The sequence below is a fragment of the Collinsella aerofaciens genome (assembly GCF_009876115.1).
Classification (GTDB): domain Bacteria; phylum Actinomycetota; class Coriobacteriia; order Coriobacteriales; family Coriobacteriaceae; genus Collinsella; species Collinsella aerofaciens_N.
This window is the reverse complement of sequence record NZ_WWSY01000016.1, coordinates 16,995-43,842: the sequence shown is the minus strand read 5'-3', so window position 1 is coordinate 43,842 and position 26,848 is coordinate 16,995. Positions and strand designations below refer to the sequence as shown.

Below are 26,848 nucleotides of genomic sequence, written 5' to 3'. Positions count from 1 at the left end.
ACCATTGTCGGCCTAATCCGCGGTCTTTCATGCAGCAGGGGCTCTCAATGTTTTTATGTCCTGCTCATATCGTCTGTCCCGGTCGCTGTTTCGCGGCTTTGCCGCGAAACCTCGCGTCACTTTGGGGATGGATGAGGGGCGTGGCTGTTGCAACGCCTTATTCCTTTGCTTTTTCGCGGCTTTGCCGCGGAACGCGCAGCACTTTGGAGAGGGCTGGGGACGCTGTTGTTGGCGTCTCCAGCCCTCTGATTGCTACTTTGGGTCCCGTGGTGGGACTTTGTTGGTGCTACATGGTTGTTTTACCTTGTCTCGCCGCTCTCTGTGCGTAGGCGGTAGCCGTGGACGAGGTCGCTGATGGCGGGCCAGGGAATCTGGCGGTCAACCCAAAATTGGAGCTGGACCAGATAGCGCTCGGTGGCGCGGGTGAGGGCCGCAAACTGTTCGTGAGTCTCTACCTGGGCGTAGAGGTCGCGGCTGTGGGCGAGGATTGCCGTGGTGTCATCCATTTTGCCGGTGACGTCGAAGGCACCCGAGAACCAGTCGCACAGGCGCGCGGCGCTGTTGTTGATCGTTGCGAGGTCGGCGGTGCCGTCGTTGGCGTTTTCGTTGGCCTGGGCTCGCAGGAGGGAGAGGGCGTCGGTGGCATTCATGCAGTAGCCGACGGTGAAGTTCCAGACGGCGAATTCGCGGCCGGTGTCGAGCTTGCGGCGGCGCATGTAGTCGATGTCGCGGGGCTCCTCGAGCATCATTTGGTCGGCGAGGGCTTCAAGTGCAGTGGTGTACTCAGCAAGGTCGAGCGTGAGCAGGGTGTTGATATCCATCATCTTTAGGCCTTCGCTTCGATCTCGACGATTTCGTTTTTGATGTACATGCCCTGGTTGTCCCAGACATTGCGGCAGGCGGCGGCAAAGCGCTCGCGGTCGGCTTCGCAGATGCGGGCGAACATGTTGCAGGTGCCAAAGGGCTCGCATACGTCAAAGAAGATGCAAATTGACGACCAGCCGCCATACCAGCTCACGGCGCCCGCCGGCTCGTGAAAGACGGGGTTCTCGATGTGCTCATAGTTGGCGATGGGGCCCGAGACAGGATACGTTACTTCGGCATCACAAATCTTTGCCGAAAAGATACGCGACTCGACCGGACAGGACGATTCGAACAGCTTGCATGTCTTGGGCGCTTCATCCCAGAGCATGTCGGCGAGAAACGTCTCGCCATTCAACGTGATCTTGAGCATTTTTGTCATAGTAAGGACCTCCTCAATCCGTCGCTCAAGGGGCTCGCTGGCGGATAAGGAGAAGACAGCAGCGGGGTCGCCGAACCCAAACTTCACGACAGATCTCTGTCGCCCCAGCCCGCGCTGTTCTTCGCTAAAGTACCATGCCGCAATTGCGCGCGCAATATCAGTTTTTGATTTTCTGGAAGCGGCAATCGACGAGACGGCTCGCCAGCTGCCGGTCGACGCGCGGGCATAGGCGCTCGTCTATTCTTTAAGTTGGATGAAAAACGCCATGTTATTGCAGGGTTGCATACTCGTTCAATAAGTGCATAGAATCTCGTATAGTGCGAGTAAGATTTTGCGCTATCTGATTTGTGTTTAGCAAAGATATAGTTTGCATAATCCAGCCTAATACTCGCTCCATTTAAATAAAGTCGCACGTAAATGGCGTAAACATATCTGAGCTGGGGTTCTGTACGCTGAGCGGATAAAAACGACCGTTCACCGTTCAACTATTTTCAAAATGAATAAAATGAGCGATAAAGAGAATATAAACCTTAATAAACTCGCGTATTGCACGGACGCGGGTTATTAATGGGTTGTAGGCCTTTTACGGAAAGGATTCCAGCAATGTCTAAGCCTCTTGGCAAGCCCGATCGTATTGTCGTCGCCCTCGGCGGCAACGCCCTCGGCAACAACCCCGTCGAGCAGATCGAGGCCGTGAGCAACACCGCCCACGCCCTCCTCGGCCTCATCGAGCAGGGCAACGAGATCATCATCACCCACGGCAACGGCCCGCAGGTCGGCATGATCCAGAACGCCTTCGCCGCCGCCCACGACGCCATCGGCACCCCCGAGATGCCGCTGCCCGAGTGCGGCGCCATGTCCCAGGGCTACATTGGCTATCACCTGCAGCAGGGCATTGGCCGCGAGATGCACAAGCGCTATAAGCGTTGGCACGCCGCAACCGTCGTCACCCAGATCGAGTGCGACCCGGACGATCCCGCGTTCAAGAACCCGACCAAGCCGATCGGCCCCTTCTACACCGAGGAGCAGGCCAAGGAGTTCATGGCCGAGGATCCTTCCAAGGTCTTCGTCGAGGATTCCGGCCGCGGTTGGCGTCGCGTTGTCGCTTCCCCCGATCCCAAGAAGATCGTCGAGGCTGACTCCATCCTCAACCTGCTCGATAACGAGTTCATCGTCATCGCCTGCGGTGGCGGCGGCATCCCCGTCGTCCGCGACTACGAGAACAAGGGCTGCTACAAGGGCGTTCCCGCCGTCATCGACAAGGACCTGGGCGGCGAGCTGCTGGCTGAGGACTGCGACGCCGACGTTCTGTTCCTGCTGACCGCCGTTGAGCATGTCGCCATCAACTTTGGCAAGCCCAACCAGGAGGAGCTCGAGGACCTCACCGCCGACGAGGCCGAGCGCCTGGCCGACGAGGGCCAGTTCGGCAAGGGTTCCATGGAGCCCAAGGTCCGCGCTGCCATCAAGTTCGCCCGTTCCCGCAAGGGCCGCACCTGCATCATCGGTGCTCTGGATAAGGCCGCCGAGACCATGGCCGGCCTCTCCGGTACCCGCATCCACGAGTAGCCTCTACTCTGTTGCCTCTCTCGTGGGCGCCAGACAAAGCGCCCACAAACTAGCCTCTCTTCATGAGCCCCGCAGTCCGCTCCGACTGCGGGGCTTTTGCTATTCACCTAGTCATTGAGCAACCCGGCACTTGGGGACGTTCCTTTCCTGCCGGCAGCTTGGGACAGTCCTTAAAGGCTGTCCCCAACGACCACTCATTTAAGTCTGTCCCCAATGACTAGTAGTAGGCCCACATGGCTTCGACTTCGTTAAGGACCTCTACGACGCCCCAGCGGCGGGCGCTGCGGCTGGCCGAGTTGGGATCGAAGACTTCAATCTGGTCGGCGTCGTCAATACCGTAAAGCACAATGTAGTGGCCCACGTTGGTAAAGGTGCCCGGCCGAACGGCGGCGATGACGGGCGCTCCCGAACGCAGTGCCTGAGTCATCGAGTCACGATCGTTATGGAGCTCCGTTCCGTTAAGTCCCAACTGCCACGCGCCGCTCGTCATAAACGACCATTCGGTTGCACCGGTGGGGGCGTAATTGCCCGCCTCGGAAAGCGCGCACATATCGACGGGGGTCATATCGATGCGTCCCGTCTTAAAGATATAGACCATGGTGAGGCACGTAGGCCCGCAGGCATTTTGGCGGATGGTGCCGCCGGCGTAAGGCAGCTCCGACCACGCAGGGTCGATCTGATAGATATGGGGCATCGTGCCGGCTTGCCATTGCGAGCGCGGGGTCGAAAAGGCGAAAGAATAACCGGGCGCGACGGGGGCCTTGAGCAGCTTGTCCTCGGCGGTGGGCTCGAGACCGGCCGAGCCGTGGGACATACAGGAGCTCATAAGCACAAAGACCAGACAGGTGAGGATAGAGCACAGCGCGAGGCGAAGCCGACGAGCCGGCAGGGCGGGGGCGTTCACGTACGATGTCGAGCGGTAAGGCTTGCCGTCGCGTCCGCCTTGGGGATGCGAAAAGAAACGGTTGATATGGATGCCGGGCTGACGTGCGCCGTTGCGGCACAGCTGCGGAACCTCGGCCTGGCGCTGTCGAGTGCGCGCGCCCAAGCGGCTGTCTTGCTGTGCGCTTGTGCCCGTGCTCGGACGGCCACTCTGCCGTGTTCTGCTTGTCTGCTGCCGAGACGAAGGCCTGGGTTGCTCTTGAGGGCGTTGCGGATTGCTGCTCGTGGCACTTCTGGGCGTCGGCGTGGTACGGCCAGCAAGGCGAACGCTTTGCCGCCGTTGATCACCGTCGTTGTATCCGTATGCCATTCGTACCGCCTTGTCTCATGTATAACCTGTCCATCCTACAAAAAAGATGTGCAACAAATGGGCCTGCGCGTCAAAAGCTCGGTAAACGGTACGAAAGGCGCAAAACACACGGCCTTAAAAACATCTCTACATGCGTCCGATGAGCGTACGCCCGTCGGACGGGCGGCAACAATGAGTGGCAAACCGTGCCGTTCGTCCCAAAAAAGGCGCCGCTCGTTTTACAGTTCTGCCTTCGGTCGAGCCATGGGCGGCCACGCTGTGCCAAGGCCGTATTGTAAAGCCACGAAATAAAAGCGCGCGGCAAAACAGACCGCGCAAGGGGTGACGTCAAGGGGCGTCAATAAGGAAAGGAGGGGAACAATGGCGGACAAGAACGCAGAAGTTGCAGTCGAAGGTAACGGCGGCATGAAGAAAACGCTTTCGCTCTGGAACTTCTTCACCATCGGTTTCGGTGCCATCATCGGTACCGGTTGGGTTCTGCAGGTCGGCGACTGGATGGTCGTGGGCGGCGGTCCCGTTCCCGCTATGATCGCATTCCTCTTGGGTGCAATCTTCCTCGTGCCCGTCGGAGCTGTTTTCGGTGAGCTCACGGCTGCTATCCCCATCTCGGGCGGCATCGTCGAGTATGTCGATCGTAGCTTTGGCCGTACGCTGAGCTACATCACCGGTTGGCTCCTGGCCCTGGGCAACGGCATCCTGTGCCCGTGGGAGGCAATCGCCATCTCGACCCTCGTGTCCGAGATGTTCGGCAGCCTGCCCGGTCTTGAGTGGCTGCGTGCCGTCAAGCTCTATACCATCCTGGGCGCCGACGTTTACCTGTTCCCGACGCTGATCGCGCTCGGCTTTGCAGTCTACGTCATCTTCCTCAACTTCCGCGGCGCCAGCTCGGCCGCCAAGCTCCAAGCCTTCCTGACCAAGGCCCTGCTCTGCGGCATGCTGCTCGCCATGGGCGTCTCGCTGTTCACCGGCTCGCCGGACAACGCCATGCCCGTGTTCTCCCAGGTCACCGGTGCTGGCGGCGGCAAGGCCGCTACCGAGAGCACCAGCCTGTTCGCCGGCATCGTGTCGGTCCTGGTTCTGACCCCGTTCTTCTACGCCGGTTTCGACACCATTCCTCAGCAGGCTGAGGAAGCGGCCGAGGGCCTCAACTGGAACAAGTTCGGCAAGATCATCTCCCTGGCCCTGCTGGCCGCCGGCGGCTTCTACATGGTCTGCATCTACTCGTTCGGCACCATCCTCGACTGGCATGAGTTTGTTAAGAGCCCGGTTCCCGCGCTTGCCTGCCTCAAGGGCATCAACATGCTCCTGTACCTGGCCATGCTCGTTATCGCCACGCTTGGACCCATGGGCCCGATGAACTCCTTCTACGGCGCCACGAGCCGCATCATGCTTGCCATGGGCCGCAAGGGCCAGCTGCCCGAGAAATTCGCCGAGGTCGATCCCAAGTCCGGCGCTCCCAAGCTCGCCTGCGTCGTGCTGGGCGTCATCACCGTCATCGGTCCGTTCCTGGGCAAGAACATGCTCATTCCTCTGACCAACGTGTCGGCTCTCGCCTTCATCTTCTCCTGCGGCATGGTCGCCCTCGCTTGCCTGCGCATGCGCTTCACCGAGCCCGACCTGCCTCGTCCCTACGAGGTACCCGGCGGCAAGTTTGGCATCAGCCTCGCTATCGCTGCCTGCGCCATCATCATCGGCCTGCTTGTGATTCCGTTCTCTCCCGCCTCCCTCAACATGGTGGAGTGGAGCATCGTGATCGGCTGGTTGGCTATTGGCCTGGCCCTCATGGCTTTCACCAATTCCCGCAAAAAGTAACGCCTAGCCGGGGCGGATCGGGTGCGCGGAATCCTCTCTCCCGCGCACCGAACCCGGCATCACTTGGGTAGCTTTGTGAGGCCTTAACCCAACACGGCCTCGCCCACTATATGGATCCATAAGGAGGAACCATGTCCACTAAGTATGCAATCGTTGGCGGCAAGCTCATCGACGGTACCGGTGCCGAGCCGGTCGAGAACTCCCTCGTCCTCGTCGACGACAACGGCAAGATTGAGTACGCCGGCACTATGCAGGACCTTCCCGAGGGCGTTGAGGTTATCGACGCCGCCGGCAAGACCGTCCTTCCCGGCCTGATCGACACCCACCTGCACTTCTCGGGCAACCTGACCGACGATGACACCGATTGGGTCATGCAGCCGCTCCTCGAGAAGCAGGCCGTCGCCGTCAAGCAGGCCTACGACTGCCTCACCCACGGCCTCACCACCGTCTGCGAGATCGGCCGCTTTGGTATCCAGATCCGTGACTGCATCGACAAGGGCGTCTTTAAGGGCCCGCGCGTTCTGGCCACCGGCCTCGGCTTCTGCCGCGTTGCCGGCCACGGTGACTCCCACCACTGCACCCAGGAGCTCAACAAGGAATCCCATCCGTGGGGCGACCAGGTCGACGGTCCTTGGGATCTGCGCAAGGCCGTCCGTCGTCGCCTGCGCGAGAACCCCGATGCCATCAAGATCTGGGCTACCGGTGGCGGCATCTGGCGCTGGGACTCCGGTCGCGACCAGCACTATTGCTCCGAGGAGATCCAGGCCGTGGTCGAAGAGGCAAAGATGGTCGGCATCCCCGTGTGGAGCCACTGCTACAACAACCACGCCGCCGCCTACGATTCCGTTCGCTTTGGCTGCGAGCAGCTGATTCACGGCTTCGATATCGATGAGCGCACCATGGACCTCATGGCCGAGCAGGGCACCTTCTTCACCCCGACGATCGCCTTCCTGCCCACCTGGTACGCCACCTATCCGCCCGTCTACGTCCCCGAGCTGCACGACAAGTACGAGGGCACCCTGGTCGAGAAGGAGCTGCAGCGCAACTACGACTGCCTGCGCGAGGCCAAGAAGCGCGGCGTCGTCATGACGATCGGCTCCGACTCCTTCTCCTTCGTCACCCCGTACGGCACCTGCTCCATCGAGGAGATGTACGAGTTCGTCGACAAGATTGGCTTCACCCCGGTCGAGACCATCACCTGCGCCACCCTCAACGGTGCCAAGATGTGCCACATCGAGGACGAGACCGGTTCCATCGAGGCCGGCAAGTGCGCCGACCTGCTGGTCGTCAACGGTGACGTCGCCGCCGACATCCACGTGCTCAACACCGACAACATGGACGTCATCATGAAGGACGGCTGGATCGTCGAGGCTGGCACCTTTGGCGAGGCCAACAAATACAGCGCCTAAGATACCGTTTGTCGATGGCTGGATGTAAAACACAGTTTTTGATTGCATAATGCAATGGAGAGGGTCGCTTGCGGCCCTCTTTATTGCTATGGGTGCTACGGACAAGAGGGGATGACGGTGGATTTAAACAGGCTGATTCTGGGCAAGAGCTACAACTCTACCAAGGTCTTTCGTACCGCTCAGCATGTGGTTCAAGCCATCTTGCTCGGTATTGTCGTTCCGCTGCTTATCCTGCTGCTCATTTGGGATCTAACCGATAATCCCAATCCTGTTCCGGCCGTTGTCGTCATTGCCGGCTTGGTCATGCTGTGTTTCTTCTTCTCGTACGTCTTTGTCGTTCCCGACGACCTCACATCGAGCGCAACCGACCGCACGCTCGCCATCGCTTCAAAAATATTCGCCTACACGTCGCGCGGCCTTACGCCCGAAGCTGCCCTGGGCGCCTCTAAGATCATCCTGTCCGAAACTATCGCCTCTGCCATCTGCTTTACCGACGGCAAGCAGGTGTTGGCAAGCTGGGGCGAGGACTCGGCAAAATGCCCCGCGGGCACCCCGGTGGTACTGCGGACTACGCTCAACGTGATCAACAGCGGTGAGCAAAGCGTTTTCTCGCGCGATGCCTCGACCGAGACAGGTGGCTACTTTCCGCGCCTGCGCGCCGGTATTGTCGCACCGCTTACTGTGCGCGGGCATTGCGTGGGCACGCTCGAGCTGTATTATCCCCGTCTGAGCAGCATCGATATGCGCCAGACGGCGCTTGCCTCGGGCTTTGCCGACCTCATTTCCACGCAGCTTGCGAGCTTTGAGCTCGAGCGCCAGGACGAGCTTACGGCCCGCGTGGAGCTGCGCGCCTTGCAATCGCAGGTCGATCCTCATTTTCTGTTTAACACCATCAGCACCATTGTGTCGCTCGTACGTACCGAGCCGGACAAGGCCAGGTCGCTGCTCATCGACTTTTCCAATTACTACCGTCAGACGCTTTCTGATTCCGATACCCTCACAACGCTCGAGCACGAGGTGGAACAGGGCACTCGTTACATCAACCTTATGCAGGCCCGGTATGGCGACGGCCGTCTGCGCGTCTCGGTCGATATCGACTTTGAGGTGCGCGACAGCATGGTGCCGCCGTTTATCTTGCAGCCGCTGCTCGAAAACTGCATCAAGCATGCGCAGCGCGAGACCTAGCCGCTTTCTATTCGTGTTAGGGCTTTTGAGACCGATGACGGCTTGGAGATCATCGTCGAAGATGACGGCATCGGTATGAGCGAAGAAGTCTGCGCGCACCTGTTTGAGCAGCATCGCCGAGAGGAGCCCGAGAGCATTACCGCCGACGGCTCCATCAAGCGAGGCTGCGGCCTGGCGCTCTTCAACGTGCTTCAGCGCATCCATTTCTTTTACGGGGAAGATTCTGGCATGCGCGTGAAGTCCCAGGAGGGCGTGGGAACGCAGGTCATCGTCGAGCTGAACGGCGAGCCGCATGAGCCGGCGCCGATGAAGGTGTAGCGCGCGGTTGGATTGAGAGAGAAAAAAGAGGGGAAGCGCATATGTCCGAGGGATGGAACATCTTGGTGGTTGATGACGAGCCTCCTATTAGGGCTGAGCTACGTTATCTGCTGGAAAAGGATGCACGTGTGGGACAGATTGCCGAGGCGGGCAATGTCACCGAGGCCGTGGAGTCGATTCTGTCGAACAAGCCCGACGTGCTGTTTTTGGATATCACGATGCCCGGCCGCTCGGGAATTGAGCTAGCCGAGACCCTGCAAAACCTAAAAACGCCGCCGGTCGTGGTGTTTGTGACGGCATTTGCCGAGTATGCGGCCGATGCCTATAACCTCGATGCCATTGATTACGTCGTCAAGCCGGTCGAGGATGCCCGCCTGTCAAAGGCGCTCGATAAGATCGAGGCCGCCCTGGGCGTTCGTCGTGTCGTCCATACTCCGCGCCAGCCCTTGCGCCTGACGGTGGATCGCGGGGGCAAAAAGGTGTTCATCCCCGTGGCGGATGTCTGCTACTTTGAGGCGCGTGCCGATTTTTGCAACGCCGTCTGCGCCGAGGGAACATATCTGATCAATGAGTCGATCTCTTCGCTCGAACGTCGCTTGGGCTCCGAGGGCTTTATTCGCGTTCATCGCAGCTATCTGGTCAATTTGGAAGACGTGCACAATGTTGAGATTGGCTCCACGGGGTTGATGGAGCTCAGGCTCGACCGCGTGAGCTCGACGGTGCCGGTGTCCCGTCGTCGTGCCGCCGAGGTCAAGTCGCACCTGGGGCTTGCGTAAGAGGCTTGCGTGCCGTCGTTTACCATCGCAGGTTTGGCATGGGCGCGCGGTGGGCATAATGGGTGGCATCGAATGAAATCGAAAGGATCATTATGCCCGCGCTTATCACCCATCATCTGTTTGGCGAGGAAAGCATCGACCGTCTTCCGCAGGGCGTCATCACGTCCGATGAAGAGCGCATTGCCTTTATCTTGGGCAACCAAGGCCCCGACCCGTTTTTCTTTCACATTCTGACACCGCGTGTTTCCGACTGCACGCTGCTGGCGCAGGTCATGCATCGGTCGCGCATGTCGCGTCAGTTCTCGTGTCTGCGCGACGGCGTGTCGCACCTGCTGCCGCGCGATGCCAACCTGGGCCGTGCGTTTGCGCTGGGCCTGCTGTCTCATTACGTGCTCGACCGCAACGCCCATCCCTTTGTCTATGAGCAACAGTTTGGCATCGTGGAGTCCGATTCAGAGCTTGAGGATTCGAGCAGTCAGGTCCATGCCGTGATCGAGAGCGACCTGGATGTACTGATGCTGCAGCTTAAACGCGATGGCGCTACGGTCGACGATTACCCGCCGGCGGGCGAGATCGTCACCACCGATCGCATCAATCGCGTGGCCGGCGTGCTGATGAGCTATGTTGCCGGACGCGTGTACGGCATTGACATTCCGGCGGGGGAGTACGGTGCTGCCGTTGCCAATATGCAGCGACTTTACCGCGCGATTGAGCCGGCCGGCTCCGCAAAGACGCGCGCGATCTCGCTGGTTGAGGGCTTGGTGCACGACTACTCGCTGCTCGACGGCCTTGCGCACCGCGTGACGACCGAGCTGCCCGAGCGTACCGGCAACCTGGGCCACTTGGCATGGAAGAACCCCTTTACCGATGAAGTCTCGACCGAGAGCTTCCCCGAGGTCTTTGACCGCGCGCTGCTCGATTACGAGTGCACGGTTGCCCGCTTTATCGAGACCGGCGATATGGAAGCCGTGACCAACCATGTCAATTACAGCGGTCGCGTGCTCAATGCCGATGAGGAGTTCGACCGCGAGGAATAGGGCTCATGCGTGCCCCTTTGCCGAATCCTTACCGGTGCTTCTGGACAATTGGGGTACGATGAACTAACTGCATATCGGGCAAATACGAAGGGTCCCTGTCCATGAAATACACCAAGCTCGAGCGTAACTGGGTTATGTACGATGTGGGCAATTCGGCCCTCGTGCTGCTCAATACCTCGGTGGTGCCCATTTACTTTAACGCCATCAATACCGGCGCTTCCTCGGCCGACCTGGTGGTCGCATGGGGCAATGCGCAGACGATCGCCTCGCTGGTCATCGCCATGCTCATGCCCATTCTGGGCGCACTTGCCGACTACGCCGGCAACAAGATCAAGTTCTTCTTGGGCTTCTTCCTCACGGGCCTGGTGCTTTGCCTGGCGCAGGCTATCCCAATGTCCGCCATGGCATTTTTGACCGTGTACGTGCTGTGCACCATCGGCCTTAACTCTTCTATGACGTTCTACGACGCCATGCTGCCTGACATTACCACCGACGAGCGCATGGACGCCGTGTCCAGCTCGGGTTATGCCTGGGGCTACATCGGTTCCACCGTGCCGTTCGTCATCTGCCTGGCGCTCATCATGGGTGGCCCCGCTCTTGGCATCCCCACCATGCTGGCAACGCGTCTGTCGTTTATCATCACTGGTGCCTGGTGGCTCATCTTTACCCTGCCGCTCATTCGCACCTATAAGCAAAAGTACGGTCGCGAGCGCGGTCCCGAGGACACCATCGGCCACATCGTGGGCGGTGTGTTCTCCGAGGTCGGACACACCATGCGCGAGATTGCCCACAATAAGACCGTGCTGGTCTACATGATCGCGTTCTTCTTCTATATCGACGGTGTGCACACGGTCATTTCCATGGCCACCAGTTACGGATCGGCCTTGGGCATCGATTCGACGCAGCTGGTGCTGGCGCTGCTCGTTACGCAGTTCGTGGCCTTTCCGTCCGCCATCATCTACGGCAAGCTCGCCGGACGCGTGGGCACGCTCAACATGATCCTGGTGGCGGTCGCCGCCTACATGGGGATTGTGCTGTTCGCCGCGTTCTTCCTAAAGACCGCCTTTGAATTCTGGGTGCTTGCCATTATGGTCGGCCTGTTCCAGGGCGGTGTGCAGGCGCTGAGCCGCAGCTACTTTGGCCGCATTATTCCCAAGGAAAAGTCCAACGAGTACTACGGCTTCTTTGACATCTTTGGTCGTTATGCAAGCGTTATGGGCACCTTCCTGGTGTCGGTCGTCACCTCGCTGACCGGCAACCCGTCGCTGGGCGTCCTTTCCATTGGCGTGCTGCTGGTCGTTGGCTTTATGCTACTGGTCCGCCTGTCCCGCATGACTCGGGCGGCAGAGCATGCCGCATAGGAGCGAGCGGCTATTGTGCCTGTCCACGGTACTCTTTTGGGGTTATCCGCAATAAACATTGCGACTTGCGAGCAATGATTTGCCCAAGTGGGTATGATGGAATCAGCTAGGTCGCGGGGCGTCGCCTGTGTTTGGCGGCGTCCCGTTTTTGTGTTGCAGGGAGGGTAAGGCATGAACGCCACGGTCGTGATTCCAACGTATTGGGCGGGCGATGACGCTTGCGCAAACGCCCCTGGCACCTATGACCATTCGACGCGACTCAACGCCGACAATCCCGAACTCGACCGCTGCCTGGCCTCGCTTGAGCAGGTGTGCGACATCCCGCGCATCATCCTTTTGGTGGTCTGTCCTGTTTCTGCCACAGCCGATGTGTCGCTGCGCGTGCACGAGATTGTCGACGCGCATCCCACGCTCAAGGTCACCGTTGTCACCAACACCCAGGCCTCGCGCATCGCAGACCGGGTTGCTCAGATCGCGCCCAAGGGTTCGGGCGAGTGCGTGAGCCTGCGAGGCTACGGTGCCATCCGCAACATGGGGCTAGCCTGTGCCGCTGTGCTGGGGCATGACGCGGTTATCTTTTTGGATGACGATGAGACTGTCATCGACGCCGACTTTATGAAGCGCGCGACCTATGCGTTGGGGCAGCAGACGCGTCAGGGCTTGCCGATCTTGGTCAAGAGCGGCTATTTCTACGATCGCGACGGCTCGCCGCTGGCTCCCACGGACAAGGCGGGCATCTGCCATCGTTGGTGGACCAAGCGCATCGAGTTCAACCGTTGGATGAAAAAGGCGCTCTCGGGCACCCGCATCTCGCGCTCCAACTACGTGTGCGGCGGCCTGATGGCCCTGCACGCCCGCGCCTTTACGCGTGTGGCCTTTGACCCGTTTATCACCCGCGGCGAGGACTTGGATTACCTCTTTAACATGCGTATGTTTGGCTACGACGTGTGGTTTGATAACGAGTGGACCGTGCGCCATCTGCCTCCGGAGTCCGAAAAGCGCTCACCGCGCTTTATGCAGGATGTATACCGTTGGTACTACGAACGGGCCAAGTTGACGTTCGCCGCGCATCAAAAGGAGCTCATCCCCGTTACGGCGGCATCGCTCATGCCCTACCCGGGCCCGTGGATTTCGCGCGAGCTCGACGACCGCGTGCGCAAGACCGCTATGGTCCGCAGCGTGTTTACCCGCGAGCATGAGGGCTACCTGCGCATCTGGCGCCATGGTATCGACGAGGCAAAGGCCTATGCGCGCCAAAACGCTGCAAGCTACCTGCGTTTCCAGAGCTTTTGGCCCAAGATCATGGACGGGCTTTGGCGTGACGCACAACTGATCAGTATCCTGGAGGGGGCCGAATGATCGACCGCCGCGCCCAGCGCGATAGTTCAATATCAATCTTTCGCATCATTGCCGTTGCATGCGCCATTTGCGTGCTGGTGTACTTTATTTTTGCCTTGGTGACCGGTATCGAGCCGATCGCCACGGTGATTGCCTGCGCGCTGCTGTGCATCTTTCTGTGCATCTTTATCTTTTTGACGCTCAATCCCGATTCGGTGCGCTCCCAGTACACCGAGGAGACGCTCTCGGTGGCCTCGGCCATGCTCGAGGACATTAAGGGCGGTCTGACGCAGGAGTCGGCGCGTTTGGTGTGCCGGCGCATTTTGCCCGAGACGCGCGCCATGACGGTGGCCATCACCGACGAGGACAACGTGCTTGCCTGCGCGGGCGAGTTTGAGGAAAAACTGCTGCCCGATACTCCCATCCACACGCTTGCCACACGCTACGTTATCGAACATGGCATCGTGCAGTCGTTCAACCGTATGGTGGATGTCGTGGGCTCGGACGGCTCGCACAACCAAGTTCCCGCCGGCATTATCGCCCCCATCAAGGTGGGCGATCGTACCGTCGGCACGCTCAAGTTCTACTACAAGACCCCGCGCGCCGTCGACCGTACCCAGTATGCGCTTGCCTCGGGCTTTGCCGAGATCTTGTCCACGCAGCTCGCCATCCACGAGCTCGAGGTGCAAAAGGAACTCACAGCGCGCGCCGAGGTGCGTGCGCTGCAGGCGCAGATTAACCCGCACTTCCTGTTCAACACGCTGAACACCATTGCATCGTTTACGCGCACCGACCCGCTGCGGGCCCGCGAACTGCTTCGTGAGTTCTCATCGTTCTATCGTGCCACGCTCGACAACTCGGGATCGCTTATTCCGGTCTCGCGCGAGGTCGCACAGACCAAGCGCTACCTTACCTTTGAGAAGGCCCGCTTTGGCGAGGACCGCGTGCTTGCGACGTTCGATGTGTCCGAGGACGTGGAAGATACGCTGGTGCCGGCGTTCGTGATCCAGCCGATTGTCGAGAACGCCGTGCGTCATGGTATGGGCGATGACGACGCCCTGAGGATCGACGTGACCGTTCACCAAGACGGCGAGGATGCAATCTTGATTGCCGTGGCCGATAATGGCGTGGGCATGGATGAGGGTACCGCCGCCAGACTGTTTGACGAGCGCTCTGCCCGTCCCGACGCCAGCTCTCCCCAGGGTGGCGGCGCCGGTGTGGCCATGCACAATATTTCGGAGCGCATCCATCGCTTTTTTGGGCCGCACTCCTATACGCGTGTCGAATCGGCGCCGGGCAAGGGCACCAAAGTGCTTCTTCATCTTGATTTGTCAGAGAGCATCTTTGACATTCAAGAGTAAAATAAAAGGCTACGGGCTCAACGTCATGCGACGGATGCCCGGCGTAGTTGGTTGACGAAAGGTTTTATCCCTATGCTGCGTGCGATGATTGTGGATGATGAAGCGCCGGCTCGCTCGGAGCTTCGCTTCTTGCTCGAGCAAACGGGCAAGATCGGCACGATCACGGAGGCGTCGAGCGTCCGCTCCGCCATCGAGATGCTTATGGAAAGTCGCGTGGATGTCGTGTTTCTCGATATCTCGATGCCCGGTGCCTCGGGCCTGCAACTTGCCGAGGCGCTGCATAAGCTCAAAAATCCGCCGGCGATCGTGTTTGTGACTGCGTATAGCGACCATGCGGTCGAGGCATTCGACGTCGATGCCGTCGATTATCTGATGAAGCCTGTCGAGGAAGCTCGCTTGGATCGCGCGATCGAGAAGGTCATGCAACGCGCCAAGCCGGTTACGGACAGCAAAGTGACCATCGAGCGTATTCCGGTGGAAAAGGGCGGCCGCAAGGTGCTCATTCCCGTGGATGACATCCGCTTTATCATGGCAAAGGACGATTACTCCTGCATCTATACCGTCGATGATCGCTTTTTGTCGACGACCTCGCTGGCGCAGTTTGAGGCCAAGCTCTGCGACTTTGGCTTCTTCCGTGTTCACCGCCGCTATATCGTCAACCTAGCGTGCGTCACGGACGTCGAGACGGTGCCCTCGGGCGCCATCCAGCTGGGCATTACGGGCGTCGACGAACGCGTGCCGGTTTCTCGCCGCCGCGTCGTGCCGCTCAAGAAGGCCCTGAGTCTCTAGCACGCTGGCCCCGCAGCCCTGTAGACCCATCGTCTGCGGAGCCGTGGGGCCTTTTTTGTATGTATCTGCCGAATCGTTTTTTGCGGAAGGGATCCCATGAACAGTGCAAGCGCCAAGCGCATCGACATCATCTCGGACACCCACGGCTATTTATCGCCTGCGCTCTTGGATGAGCTTGAGGGCGCAGACCTGATCATCCACGCCGGCGACCTCACGTCAGAGATGGACTACGAGCACCTATGCACCATCGCCCCCGTGCGGGCCGTACTGGGCAACAACGATTACTACCGCGACTACGGCCCCGATGTAGACCGTCTTGCGCTCTTTACCTACGAAGGCCTCAAATTTGCCGTAGCCCACTACCGCGAAGACCTGCCCGTGGGATCCGTAGACGTAGCCATCAACGGTCACACCCACGTAACCAAAGAAGCCCAAGTAGGCCGCTGCCTGGTCCTCAATCCCGGCAGCGCCAGCTATCCCAGAGGTACCAGAGGCCCCACCATGGCCAGAATGCTCGTAAAGGACGGCAAGATCCTGAGCACCAAGTTTATTGACTTGGAGTAACCGCAACAAAAACGGGGGATGCAGATGCGTCCCCCGTTTCCATTTGAGCCAAAGGCAGAGCTTCAGCAAGATCCTTAGACAAACCCTGCCGCGGAGAACGGGGCCGCCGAGCCGCGAAGCGGCGAGGAACAACAACGACTCGAACAAAGTGACGGCAGGGAGGGTCTCCGGGGCTGGGGGCGGGGGTTAAGTTTGTCGCGAGTTCCGCACGCAAAGGAAAGCACTTAATGTGCTTTCCGTCTTGCGCAGGACTGTAGAGCAGCAAACTTAACCCCCGCCCCCAGCCCCGGAGACCCTCCCGGAGGGACCGAAAAATTTTTTCAAAAAAGTTGTTGCGCGCCGGACAGACTTCTGTGTATACTAATCCCCGCAGCGCACGCGAGCGGAAACAAACGCGAACGCCTGCCTGGGGAGTTAGCTCAGTTTGGTTAGAGCGCCGGCCTGTCACGTCGGAGGTCGCGGGTTCGAGCCCCGTACTTCCCGCCAATGCAATTAAAGCCACGTCTTCGGACGTGGCTTTTTGCGTTTGATGCACTTTGTTTCGATAGAACGATCGCCCTGGCGCATCTTCGCCCAGAATCCCCGCCCCTTCGGGAACGCAAGTAAAATCTAATAAGCATATCTGTCTAAACAACAGCTTTGTTGCGCAACACCTGTTCAACGAACAGGGGGTTAGGTTATACTAAATTGCACTGTAGGCCGCATCTGATGCATTTCGCTCCAAGCGCGGCACTCAGTGGATATCCGATTTACCATTTGGACGTCCTGCGGTCATTTAGCGTCTCGACACAAGCTCGGCCCCGGAGCTCGTTCGAGCTGTTCGTATTCCTTGAAAGGGAAAAATGGACATATCGAGGAAGACTGATTACGCCCTTCGTATGTTGGCGATGCTTGCCGAGGATCCGGAGCGTTTGCTTTCTGTTCGCACCGCTGCCGAAGAGGTCAATGTTCCGTATTCGTTTGCCCGCTCGATTCAGCACGGTTTGGTCCAGGCCGGTATTGTGGAGAGCCTGCGTGGCGTCCACGGTGGCATGCGTCTCAAGGTCAGTCCGGACGACGTCACTATCCGCCAGGTCGTCGAGGCCGTTCAAGGCCCTATGGTTATGAATGATTGCACCGCGCCCGATGGTGACTGTGCGCGCATGGGCACGTGCTGCTATCATCCCCTGTGGGCCGGAGCCCAGGCGTTGATGCGCGATTACCTCGATTCCGTTTCGCTCGGCGACATCGTCGCTCACCGCCAGTTCCCGGCCGTCGATCCCAAGTTCGCCGACCGCGAAGCGTTTCCCGAGTACGCCACCTGCGCGTGCGCTTGCCGGGAGGAATAGCGCCGCATAAGGAGCATAGCCATGATTCAGGACCCCTTTCGTTCGATGATTCGTTCGGAAGGGGTTCTGCGTTATCGCGACCTTCCGTGGCGCCGCACGCGCGATCCGTACATCATTTGGCTTTCTGAGGTCATGCTGCAGCAAACACAGGTACCACGCGTGGAGACGCGTATGCCGGCGTGGCTCGATCGCTTTCCGACCGTGCAGGCGCTTGCCCAGGCCGCGCCTTCCGATGTTTTGGACGCTTGGCAGGGCATGGGCTACAACCGACGCGCTCTGGCGCTTCACGGGGCCGCTCAACGGGTCGTAGAGGATTGGGGTGGGGAGTTTCCGCACGAGACGCGTGACTTGGTCGCTCTGCCTGGTATTGGCCCGGCAACGGCGCAAGGTATCCGGTCGTTTGCGTTTGATCTTCCGGGCGTGTATCTGGAGACCAACGTGCGCACGGTCTTTCTGCATCACTTCTTTCCCGATGTACCGGCTGTTCCCGATCGCGAGCTGGTGCCGCTGATTCAGGCGGCCTGTCCGGCGGCCCCCGGTGCGGCGACCGACGAGATCGCTCCCTTTGCCGTGCCGCTCGATGATGCCGATACGCCGCGCGCGTGGTATTACGCGTTGCTAGATTACGGCGCATATCTAAAAAAGACGTTGCCCAATCCGTCCAGGCGCTCGGCGGGCTATAGCCGTCAATCAAAGTTTGAGGGCTCACGTCGCCAAAAGCGCGCGCATATCGTGCGCATGTTGCTGGCAGCGCGCGATGGCCAGCCGGCGGGGATGACGCTTGCTGATGCCGTGGTGGGCGTTAACGAGATGGAAGCGGCGGCTGGGCGTGGACCGGTCGAGCGCGAGCTTGTCGCGGGCATTCTGGCCGACCTGGAGCGTGAGGGCTTTTGCCGAGCCGAGGGCGATCGCTGGCTGAGCATCTAGCCCGTGCAAATCTGAAGAACAGGATTGTAAGGTTTAGATTTTCGGCATGAGGGCATCCTAAAGACGAGGCCGCTCGAAGCCTACGGGCGGCATGCGTTGAAGGGAAGTACACCTATGGATTTTGAGAATTCTCAAACCAAGAAGAACCTCGAGACCGCTTTTGCCGGTGAGTCCCAGGCACACACCAAGTATCGCTACTATGCCTCCAAGGCCAAGAAGGACGGCTACGTTCAAATCTCGAACATCTTTGCCGAGACGGCTGGCAACGAGTCCGAGCACGCCAAACTGTGGTTTAAGTATCTGCACGATGGCGCCGTCCCCGATACCCTGGACAATCTGCGCGATGCCGCCGCGGGTGAGAACTACGAGTGGACCACGATGTACGACGAGTTTGCCAAGACCGCCAAGGAAGAGGGCTTTGCCGAGATTGCCGCAAAGTTCCGTGGTGTCGCCGCCGTCGAGAAGGCCCACGAGGAGCGCTACAACAAGCTCGTCGAGCGCATCGAGTCGGGCGAGGTGTTTGAGCGTGAGGGCGTAAAGGTGTGGAAGTGCCTGAACTGCGGGCACCTGCATGTTGGCGCCGAGGCGCCCGAGGTGTGCCCGGTGTGCAACCACCCGAAGGCGTACTTTGAGGAGCAGGTGGTGAACTACTAGCGCGTGGCGCTGGTTGCTGCGGGGCGCGGGGCGGGAGGCCGGATTGCCTTCCCTCCCCGCTCACGGCTCCGCAGGGTCGCGTTGAGGGAAGGCAATCCGGCCTCCCGCCCCGCGCCCCGGCGTTGGGTCGTCGCGTGCTCGTTACTGAAAAGCTGATTAGAAGTTTGTGTGCCGCCCCTTTAGGGGCGGCACGTTTTTGTGTGGGGTCCCGGTCTTCACAATTTCCGTCAAGCTTTTGGTTAGGTTTTGGTCGGTTGGCGAAAGGGCAGAAAGGCAAAAGATTGCTGGCGAAAAAAGCTCAGAGAAAGTGCTGGTAGGAGAGTTGTTGAGGTTTTCGACAGCTTTTGTCAACAAGAAACTTTGCAGCTATTGCTACGGATTGCGTTGCCGTGGCCTTGGCGGTGCGGGATGCTGGGCGTAAGCGCCGAATGCTCCGATTGAGGAGGCCAGCATGGACCTGTTTCTTGAGACTCCGCAGCAACAAGCTGAGCGTATGTTGCGTCAGCAGCAACGGCTCATGGAGATGCAAATGCAAGGGGTAGCCGCCCAACCCCCTGCGCAAAATGCCGCGACCGCGGTTTCGCCTGCGGGCGAATCGGCGCCAGAGAACTATTCCGTACAACAAGATTCATATGCGCAGGAGCTTGCGTTCGACAAACGCCGCACGCGTCGTCGCCGCGTGGGCCAGCGCCTGCGCGCGTTAGCGATGATCGTGCTCATTCCGTTAGGACTTGCGGCGATTTTCTTGGTCTCGTATGCGCTCACCTGCATCCTCAACGGTGCCTCGCCCAACGAAGTCCTCCAACATCTGTCAGCCCTCGGCCAGCGCCTAGGCGATGTCATAACAACCATCCGCGCCGGCTGGGAGAGTTAACGTTTTGATGCCTGTGGCCCAAAATCCATTTGCCCGATTGCCGTGGAGCGCCCGGTGCGTGCGGCGGGGTAAGATTGATCGCGGTTTTGATCGGTGGTCGATTGAGTTTGTTGGGCGGAGTCTATGTCTGCTATTGATATCGTGCTTGTTGTGATCGCCTTGGTGGCGGTGGGGGTTGCTGTGGCTTGTGCCCTGCAGCTTAAGGGCCTTCGCGCCGAGCTGCGGGAGCGCGGCGATGGCGGGGCAGAGATGTTGGCTGCGCTCGAGCAGGCCAACAACGCGCTCGACACCCTGAACGTCGCGCTGTCCGAAACCCGCCGCACGGCAAATGCCATCGCGCAGCAGCAGACAACCGATGCGGCCGTTGAGCAGCAACGCTATCTGGCCATTGCGCGCGAGTTCACACAGGCCGGCGACCGCATGGACGACCTGCGTCGCGAGACGGCCCAGCAGCTGGGCGCCAACCGCGAAGGCATTGAACACCGCCTGGACAAAGTACGCGAGACAGTCGATGCCCAGCTGGGCGCCATCCGCAAGGACAACAACGTGCAGCTCGATCAGATGCGCGCGACGGTGGACGAGAAGCTCTCCCGCACGCTCAACGATCGCCTGTCGGCATCGTTTAAACAGGTGAGCGACCAGCTCGAGGCTGTGTACAAGGGTTTGGGCGATATGCAATCCATTGCCACCGGCGTAGGCGACCTCAAACGCGTGCTGGGCAATGTAAAAGCGCGCGGCATTTTGGGCGAGGTGCAGTTGGGCGCGATTCTGGCGGATATCCTCACACCCGATCAGTATCTGGAAAACGTCGCCACCAAGCCCGGTGCCTCGGAGCGGGTTGAGTTTGCCGTCAAGCTGCCGGTGGACGAGGGCGACCCCGTGCTGTTGCCGATCGACTCCAAGTTTCCCGGAGATGCGTACGAGCACCTGCTCGACGCGCAAGAGTCGGGTGATGCCGAGGCTGTGGCCACCGCGCGCAAGACGCTTGACGCCATGGTAAAGCGCGAGGCCAAGGATATCTGCGAAAAGTACCTGAGCGTGCCCGCGACGACCAATTTTGGCATTATGTTCGTGCCGTTTGAGGGCCTGTATGCCGAGGTCGTCAGCCGCCCCGGGCTTATCGAGACCCTGGGCCGCGACTATCACGTCAACGTTGCCGGCCCCAGCACCATGGCGGCCATTCTCAACAGCCTGCAGATGAGCTACCAGACGTTTAAGTTGCAAAAACGCACCGATGACGTGCTGCGCGTGCTTTCCGCCGTCAAGGCCGAACTGCCACGCTATCAAAAGGCACTGCGCCGCGCCCAGCAGCAGATCGAGACCGCGGGTAAAACGGTCGAGGGCATTATCACCACGCGCACCAACGTTATGGAGCGCAAGCTCAAGGATATCGATGCGCTGGAAGACGCGCGGGAAGCCGACGAGATTTTGGACTTGGAGTCCGCAGACTTCCTCGCAGGCCAGGAAGACGAGGACTAGCCGCAACGGACGGCGGGGTGCCGGCGTAAACGCGGGGCGCGGACGCTTTTCGCATCGTGCTTGCCTGGAGTGCGCTTCAATGTGCAACAATGGCGTTTCGCCCTATCAGATGCGAAAGGAAGCCCATGTCTCAGAGAAGCACCAGCCCGCTCAAGCGCTCCACCGTGCGCCGCACGCTGCGGCGTTTTTGGGATGTCACGCGCACGCAGCCGCTGATCGTCTTTCTTTCGGTGTTCTCGTCGGCGGGCTACATCTTTTTGCTCACGTTTGCCAACACCTATGTGATGGCCCTCATCGTCGATCGCGTCCAAGCGGGCCCCGTGGCGGGCGATCAAGTATTCGAAGTCTTTGGCCCTTACATCCTGGCGCTCGTGCTTGTGAACCTGATGGGTCAGATCCTCTCCAAACTGCAAGACTACACCGTCTACAAGCTCGAGATCGCGGGCAACTACCATCTGGCGCGCCTGTGCTTTGACACGCTCTCCAACCAGTCCATGACGTTCCACACCAGCCGCTTTGGTGGATCGCTCGTGAGTCAGACGAGCCGTTTTATGAGCGGCTACACGGGCTTGGTGGACGTGACGGTGTATTCGCTCATCCCCACCATCACCTCGATCATCTGCACGGTGGCGGCGCTCGCCCCGGTGGTGCCCACATTTACCGTGATCCTGGTGGGTATCATGGCCGTCTACATCGCGTTTGTCTGGCTTATGTACAAGCGCATTATGCCGCTTTCGGCCGCGACGTCCGCCGCGCAGAACAAGCTGTCGGGCGTACTGTCCGACGCGGTTACGAACATTCTGGCCGTCAAGACCTGCGGGCGCGAGGACTTTGAGCGCGACCTATTCGATACCGCCGACCGCGCCGCGCGCGATGCCGAAACGGTATCGATGCACGCCATGATGCAGCGCAACTTTACGACCTCGGGCCTTATCGTCATCACCATGGCCGTGGTGAGTGTGTTCGTGGCGGGCGGCAACGCGTGGTTTGGCATCTCTGCCGGCGCGCTCGTCATGATCTTTACCTATACGTACAACCTCACCATGCGTCTGAACTACGTGAGCTCCATGATGCAGCGCATCAACCGCGCGCTGGGCGATGCGGCCGAGATGACGCGCGTGCTGGACGAGCCGCGTCTGGTGGCAGACGACGCGAATGCCCCAGAGCTCAAGGTGCGTGAGGGCGCGATTGATTTTGAGCACCTGAGCTTTGCATACCGTGACGCCGCGGCGGGCGAGAGCGTGTTCGACGACCTGACGCTCCATGTGCCGGCGGGCCAGCGCGTGGGCCTGGTGGGCAAATCGGGCTCGGGCAAGACGACGCTCACCAAGTTGTTGCTGCGCCTGGACGATGTACAGGGCGGCCGCGTGCTCGTGGACGGCCAAGACGTCTCGCACTGCACGCAGCAGAGCCTGCGCCGCCAGGTTGCCTACGTGCCACAGGAGGCGCTGCTGTTTCACCGCTCCATTCGCGAGAATATCGCCTACGGCCGTCCCGACGCCACCGACGAGCAGATCCGCGAGGCTGCGCGTCTGGCCAATGCCCTGGAGTTTATCGACCGCCTGCCCCGTGGCTTTGACACCATGGTGGGCGAGCGCGGCGTTAAGCTTTCGGGCGGCCAACGCCAGCGCGTGGCCATCGCCCGCGCTATCCTCGCTGACGCGCCGATCCTGGTGCTCGACGAGGCGACGTCTGCCTTGGACAGCGAGTCCGAGGCGCTGGTGCAGGAGGCGCTCGAGAACCTGATGCGCGGTCGCACCTCCATTGTGGTAGCGCATCGCCTGTCCACCGTGGCGGCGCTTGACCGCATCGTGGTGCTGGCGGACGGCGAGATTGTCGAGGACGGTACGCATGCGCAGCTTGTCGAGGCAGGCGGCGAGTACGCAAGCCTGTGGGGCCGCCAGACCGGCGCATTTTTGGAGGCGTAAAGACCCCATACGTGGGACAATTGTGCCCATAGGTTTGTTATGCCGCCGAAGCGAGGAGTCGTTATGCCACGCGAGACCAATGCCGCCAAACGCGAGCGCGCCGTTGAGGTGTGCGAGCGCCTCAACCGTCGCTATGGCCCGGTCGAGTGTTTTTTGGATCACGAGAATCCTTTTCGCCTGCTGATTGCAGTGCTACTCTCGGCTCAAACGACCGATGCACAGGTCAACAAGGTGACGCCGCGGCTGTTTGCCCAGTGGCCCACGCCCGAGGCCATGGCCGGGGCAAGTGTGGCCGATGTGGCCGAGACCATCAAGTCGCTCGGCTTCTATAAGAGCAAAGCCAAACACGCCGTGGAGGCCGCGCAAATGATCGTCGCCGATTACGGCGGCGAGGTGCCGGCCGACATGAAGGAACTCGTCAAGTTGCCGGGCGTGGGACGCAAAACGGCGAACATCGTGCTCAACGTGGGATTTGGCATTGTTGAGGGCATCGCGGTCGATACGCACGTCAACCGCATCGCGCACCGCCTGATGCTGAGTCCCAAGACGCACGCCAAAGAGCCGCTCAAGACCGAGCAGGATTTGCTCAAGATCTTGCCGCACGAGTATTGGGAGTCGGTCAATCACCAGTGGATCACCTTTGGCCGCGAGATTTGCGATGCCCGTAAGCCCAAGTGCGACGAGTGCCCGCTGGCGGATTTGTGCCCCAGCGTGCGCGTGACGGGGTAGGGCTCGGCACGTTTTGCCGGCGTCCGAAGGCTTTGGCCAATGTTGCGCAACACATTTGGGCTGCGAAGGCTCAATATGATGGCGACAGATGCCGTTTGTTGTGAGGGGATGTCCGAATATGTTTTGCACCAAGTGTGGCTCCGAGATACCCGACGGAACCGATTTTTGCACGAACTGCGGGGCGCGTGTGGGCGCCGCTTCTCCGGCGGCCGCGCCTGCTGAGCCCGCACCGATGTCGGCGGCAGGGATGCCTCCCGTGCAGGGTGCCGTACAAAAGAAATCGCATAAGCGAGCGGTGATTATCGGCATATGTGTGGCAGGCGTGCTGGTGGCCGGTGGCGCTGCGCTGGCACTGACCGGCGTGCTGGGCCCGCTTGGGCAGGGTGGCTCATCGCAGATTACGGCGCTTGGGTCCGACGAGGGTTCGGCCGAGCACAAGGACGAGGGAAGCGCCAAGAAGAAGCCTGCCGCCGACGAGGATGAGGCGGATGAGCCTGAGCAGACCGGCAGCAGCGTAAAAGTCGACCTCAACGACCAGGCAACCTATGCCGCCGCGAACCTGTTCCTGTCGAACTTTACGGAGGAGGACTTTGGCTACAACAAGAATGACCCGAGTTCGCTGTTTGACGTAACGGATGGCTTGTCTGCAGAAGAGCAACGCGACATGACGTTTTTCATCTTTAACCATTTTCTTGACAACGGCTCAAAGCGCGTAGAGCGGGGAAGCGACATCGGCGGGAAAAGATACGGGTTTAAAATCGCGATAGATGCCGTACATAGCGAAATGAATCGCCTTTTTGGAATGACGCTTTCCGATGACGAAATGCAGTTTGATGACAATGAGGGGAAGTACGACGAAGTTATTCAGGCGCTTGGGACGAGGGCTACGGTCCAAGACGGATACCTGTATTTCAACGAAGAACACGGGGTTGCGAAAATAGCCGTTCCGGCAATCGTTACAGCGGCGGAGGACCTTGGAAACAACACGTACCGCCTGACATTTGAGGCATATGTTGCGCAGAGCTATAACGGTGGCCCATCCCCGCTGGTCTCGGATGTCCCCGAGAGCGTTTACGGGCTGCCTGCCGATCAGCTGAAGGCGACGATTGGAGTCGACTCTACGTCTGCGATGTCCGGAACTGCCGTGGTAAAGGTCGCCGCCGGTGACGGTGCTCCTGCCTTCGCCCTGCAAAGCATTAATTACGACTAGATTTCGGAATTAGAATTTGTCTCCATCACGCCAGGCGGCTCGTCCGTCTGGCGTTTTTGTTGCGGGGCTGGGCGTACGCTTGAGCTGGAGTATATGTTGCCTCCCGCTGCCTCATGCAAAAATGTGTTGCTAATTTAGAAGGCTATTCAAGCGTGCCGAAGTCGTGGCGTGCTGGCGTAGCATGAGCAAAAAAACAAGCAATGGAGGGCAACGTGGCAACATTGAAGACGCGAGAGCTTGAAGATTATTTTGAGCGCATCGTGCGCAAGCGCGAAGGTGACCTGCCTGGTCGTCGCAAAGGCGACGAGCACTTGTCTCAAACCCATGCGCTCTACCACGGCGATCCTGCGCCCTGGGCTCTGACGCCAAAGATATTCGACAAGAACATGACGTCGCTTCTTAAAGAGGCCGCCGAGCGTATGTACGGCATCATGGACAAGGTGACGCGGGCGTTTTGCTCCGATGCGTCCGTGCGTGCGTGGTTTCGCATAGATCAGGCTTTTGCTGACCTGTGCGCTATGGATGCCGGCTATGATTGCCAGATTCCCCTTGCGCGTGTTGATATCTTTCTTGACGAGGACACCGGTTCGTATACGTTTTGCGAGCTCAATACCGACGGCAGTGCTGGAATGGTAGTAACCGATGCGGTCTGTCAGGCAGTGCGAATGACGCCTTCCTTTGAGGAGTTTGCATCCGACTACCCCGGCTTTCGGCAGTACGATTTGTGCGGTAGTTGGATAGATGCATTGTTTGAGACCTATGCAGAGTGGAAGTTGGCCCATCCTCGCCGCACCGAGGATAGCGCACGATCGGACGACGGGGCCCGCGTTGACGAGGGGCTCTATGCACCGCAATCAAAGAAATGTCCCGCTTCGGTGGCAATCGTCGACTATTCGGAAAGCATCGACTTGGAAGATGCGGCTCATTTTGTCGACCTTATGAGGCGGCGGGGTGTAGTCGCACGCTTTGCGGATGTGCGCGACCTGCGGATTGGCGAAGGCGAAAGCGGTGCTAGGTGCCTGTGCGATGCCGCTGGTCCTATTGATTGCGTCTGGCGGCGCGCGGTGACCGGCGAGCTGTGGAATAAGCCGTGCGACGGACGCTCGGCCTTAATCGAGGCTGCCCAAGAAGGGCTTGCATGCATCGTCGGTGGTTTTAGAACGTGGCCGTGTGCGACTAAGACCGTATTTGCGTTTTTGTGGTCTCGGGCCGGTCAGTCCTTGTTGAGCCCGGAGGAGCAATCGTTTGTACGGGAGCATGTGCCCTATACCGAGATTTTGGACGAAAGCACCCAGTTGTCGAGATTTGCCGAAAAGGACCGATGGATCGTCAAGCCGTGCGGCGGCTACAATGCGGTTGGCGTTGTCGCTGGTTTGGATGCCACGGAACAGGAATGGTCCCAGGTGCTAGCTCGCGCTGCGGCCGCTGGGGCGATTGTACAGGAGTATGCTCAGCAGTATCAGACTCCCTGCTTGCGCGGAACGCTTGTCGATGGGCCGCATCGAGGAGAGGCGCCCAAAGGACTTGTGGATGATCTTGGTTTTGCGCCTGCTTCTAATATGGAAGGCCTGTACCTGTATCGCGGCCGTTTTGCGGGCGTGTACACACGCGTCGGCTTTGCCAACACCATAGGAGAGTGGACGAGCCGTTTAAACGTTGCGAGCTTTTTTGAGGAATAGCCGTTTCTTGGGGCACCTTCCGTGGTTGC

24 protein-coding genes and 1 tRNA gene are annotated in these 26,848 nt (G+C 59.7%); 22 read left to right on the top strand and 3 right to left on the bottom strand.

Annotated features, from left to right (window positions below; translation table 11 throughout):
* Positions 1-299 precede the first annotated feature (299 nt).
* Both GT571_RS08145 and GT571_RS08140 read right to left on the bottom strand, forming a co-directional pair.
* Entirely contained in the window at positions 300-821 is a 522-nt protein-coding gene (locus tag GT571_RS08145) for a hypothetical protein (RefSeq protein WP_204987217.1), read from the bottom strand.
* A gap of 5 nt (positions 822-826) precedes the next feature.
* Positions 827-1,243 (bottom strand): DUF3830 family protein, encoded by a 417-nt coding sequence (locus GT571_RS08140; protein ID WP_161156551.1) that lies wholly within the window; start codon positions 1,241-1,243, stop codon positions 827-829.
* A 603-nt stretch (positions 1,244-1,846) separates the two neighbouring features.
* On the opposite strand from GT571_RS08140, the gene arcC reads away from it, so the two are divergent.
* Entirely contained in the window at positions 1,847-2,809 is a 963-nt protein-coding gene (arcC, locus tag GT571_RS08135) for a carbamate kinase (protein ID WP_006235166.1), read from the top strand.
* 217 nt (positions 2,810-3,026) lie between these two features.
* Here arcC and GT571_RS10115 read toward each other — a convergent pair whose 3' ends face one another.
* Positions 3,027-3,857, bottom strand: coding sequence for a C39 family peptidase (locus GT571_RS10115; RefSeq protein WP_240136303.1), 831 nt, complete (start codon positions 3,855-3,857; stop codon positions 3,027-3,029).
* A 564-nt stretch (positions 3,858-4,421) separates the two neighbouring features.
* On the opposite strand from GT571_RS10115, the gene GT571_RS08125 reads away from it, so the two are divergent.
* The 21 genes from GT571_RS08125 to GT571_RS08030 all read left to right on the top strand — a co-directional run bounded on the left by GT571_RS08125 (position 4,422) and on the right by GT571_RS08030 (position 26,819).
* A complete protein-coding gene (locus GT571_RS08125; RefSeq protein ID WP_161156549.1) occupies positions 4,422-5,873 on the top strand; it encodes an APC family permease in 1,452 nt (483 codons plus the stop codon).
* A gap of 131 nt (positions 5,874-6,004) precedes the next feature.
* On the top strand, positions 6,005-7,282 hold the full coding sequence (locus GT571_RS08120; protein WP_055310078.1) for a metal-dependent hydrolase family protein: 1,278 nt from the start codon (positions 6,005-6,007) through the stop codon (positions 7,280-7,282).
* Between the two features lie 117 nt (positions 7,283-7,399).
* Positions 7,400-8,467, top strand: coding sequence for a sensor histidine kinase (locus tag GT571_RS10225; RefSeq protein WP_338400666.1), 1,068 nt, complete (start codon positions 7,400-7,402; stop codon positions 8,465-8,467).
* A gap of 42 nt (positions 8,468-8,509) precedes the next feature.
* Positions 8,510-8,785: a sensor histidine kinase gene (locus GT571_RS10105; protein WP_240136302.1), complete on the top strand. Its 276-nt coding sequence runs from the start codon at positions 8,510-8,512 to the stop codon at positions 8,783-8,785.
* Positions 8,786-8,826: 41 nt separating this feature from the next.
* Positions 8,827-9,561 (top strand): LytR/AlgR family response regulator transcription factor, encoded by a 735-nt coding sequence (locus tag GT571_RS08110; protein ID WP_161156547.1) that lies wholly within the window; start codon positions 8,827-8,829, stop codon positions 9,559-9,561.
* A 92-nt stretch (positions 9,562-9,653) separates the two neighbouring features.
* Positions 9,654-10,598, top strand: a complete 945-nt coding sequence (locus GT571_RS08105) for a zinc dependent phospholipase C family protein (protein WP_117646633.1) — start codon at positions 9,654-9,656, stop codon at positions 10,596-10,598.
* A 101-nt stretch (positions 10,599-10,699) separates the two neighbouring features.
* The gene (locus GT571_RS08100; protein WP_055252086.1) at positions 10,700-11,959 is read left to right on the top strand and encodes an MFS transporter; all 1,260 of its coding nucleotides are present in this window, start codon (positions 10,700-10,702) and stop codon (positions 11,957-11,959) included.
* Positions 11,960-12,130: 171 nt separating this feature from the next.
* Entirely contained in the window at positions 12,131-13,318 is a 1,188-nt protein-coding gene (locus tag GT571_RS08095) for a glycosyltransferase (protein ID WP_117638136.1), read from the top strand.
* Positions 13,315-14,658, top strand: a complete 1,344-nt coding sequence (locus GT571_RS08090; protein ID WP_117757814.1) for a histidine kinase — start codon at positions 13,315-13,317, stop codon at positions 14,656-14,658. Before GT571_RS08095 ends, GT571_RS08090 begins: the two co-directional genes overlap by 4 nt.
* 72 nt (positions 14,659-14,730) lie before the next feature.
* Positions 14,731-15,447, top strand: coding sequence for a LytR/AlgR family response regulator transcription factor (locus GT571_RS08085; protein WP_006235156.1), 717 nt, complete (start codon positions 14,731-14,733; stop codon positions 15,445-15,447).
* Between the two features lie 96 nt (positions 15,448-15,543).
* Entirely contained in the window at positions 15,544-16,011 is a 468-nt protein-coding gene (locus tag GT571_RS08080; RefSeq protein ID WP_006235155.1) for a YfcE family phosphodiesterase, read from the top strand.
* A gap of 408 nt (positions 16,012-16,419) precedes the next feature.
* A tRNA-Asp gene (locus tag GT571_RS08075) sits at positions 16,420-16,497 on the top strand.
* Positions 16,498-16,853: 356 nt separating this feature from the next.
* On the top strand, positions 16,854-17,339 hold the full coding sequence (locus GT571_RS08070; RefSeq protein WP_117629049.1) for an RrF2 family transcriptional regulator: 486 nt from the start codon (positions 16,854-16,856) through the stop codon (positions 17,337-17,339).
* A 21-nt stretch (positions 17,340-17,360) separates the two neighbouring features.
* Positions 17,361-18,266: an HhH-GPD family protein gene (locus tag GT571_RS08065; protein WP_161156545.1), complete on the top strand. Its 906-nt coding sequence runs from the start codon at positions 17,361-17,363 to the stop codon at positions 18,264-18,266.
* A gap of 114 nt (positions 18,267-18,380) precedes the next feature.
* Complete coding sequence (gene rbr, locus GT571_RS08060) at positions 18,381-18,920, top strand: rubrerythrin (protein WP_161156543.1); 540 nt, start codon at positions 18,381-18,383, stop codon at positions 18,918-18,920.
* Positions 18,921-19,371: 451 nt separating this feature from the next.
* Positions 19,372-19,794 (top strand): hypothetical protein, encoded by a 423-nt coding sequence (locus GT571_RS08055; RefSeq protein WP_192934677.1) that lies wholly within the window; start codon positions 19,372-19,374, stop codon positions 19,792-19,794.
* Between the two features lie 123 nt (positions 19,795-19,917).
* Positions 19,918-21,273 (top strand): DNA recombination protein RmuC, encoded by a 1,356-nt coding sequence (locus GT571_RS08050; RefSeq protein ID WP_161156541.1) that lies wholly within the window; start codon positions 19,918-19,920, stop codon positions 21,271-21,273.
* Between the two features lie 125 nt (positions 21,274-21,398).
* Positions 21,399-23,201, top strand: a complete 1,803-nt coding sequence (locus GT571_RS08045; RefSeq protein WP_161156539.1) for an ABC transporter ATP-binding protein — start codon at positions 21,399-21,401, stop codon at positions 23,199-23,201.
* A gap of 63 nt (positions 23,202-23,264) precedes the next feature.
* Positions 23,265-23,930: an endonuclease III gene (nth, locus tag GT571_RS08040; protein WP_161156537.1), complete on the top strand. Its 666-nt coding sequence runs from the start codon at positions 23,265-23,267 to the stop codon at positions 23,928-23,930.
* A 118-nt stretch (positions 23,931-24,048) separates the two neighbouring features.
* A complete protein-coding gene (locus GT571_RS08035; RefSeq protein ID WP_161156535.1) occupies positions 24,049-25,140 on the top strand; it encodes a zinc ribbon domain-containing protein in 1,092 nt (363 codons plus the stop codon).
* Positions 25,141-25,352: 212 nt separating this feature from the next.
* On the top strand, positions 25,353-26,819 hold the full coding sequence (locus GT571_RS08030; protein ID WP_161156533.1) for a hypothetical protein: 1,467 nt from the start codon (positions 25,353-25,355) through the stop codon (positions 26,817-26,819).
* Positions 26,820-26,848: the final 29 nt, after the last annotated feature.